Origin of the sequence: Sutterella massiliensis (assembly GCF_016899755.1) — a bacterium.
GTDB classification, from domain to species: Bacteria; Pseudomonadota; Gammaproteobacteria; order Burkholderiales; family Burkholderiaceae_F; genus Sutterella; species Sutterella massiliensis.
In genome coordinates this window covers 1-308 of sequence record NZ_JACJJC010000379.1, presented here as the reverse complement: position 1 = coordinate 308, position 308 = coordinate 1, and the positions used below count along the sequence as shown (strand labels likewise).

Genomic DNA, 308 nt, shown 5'->3' with positions numbered 1-308 from the left:
TCGGCCGTCTAGGCGACAGAGCCGTTATTGACAAAGGTCGAACCGTAAGCAGCCGTGATGGCCGTTTCGATGACAATCTCGTCCTTCGCAGCGGGATCGTCCTCGCCGTCTTGACGCTGGCTGTTGTTAATCGTGAAGCTGGATCCGGATCCGAGCGAAAGCGATCCGTTGCCTGCGAGCTCGCCGACAACCTGGCTCAAACCGTCGGCAAGGGAGACGGAGCCGCCTGCGGCGATCTCGAGATAATCCGTTTTGCCGAATGCATCAGTCTTGCCAAGCGTAACCGAGGCGCCGCTTTCGACATACGT

At 58.8% G+C, this 308-nt stretch carries 1 protein-coding gene; it reads right to left on the bottom strand.

Annotated elements, in window-relative coordinates; all coding sequences use genetic code 11:
• Nucleotides 1-8 precede the first annotated feature (8 nt).
• Nucleotides 9-308: hypothetical protein (locus H6A60_RS12990; RefSeq protein WP_205105281.1), on the bottom strand; the 300-nt coding region annotated here is incomplete at its 5' end.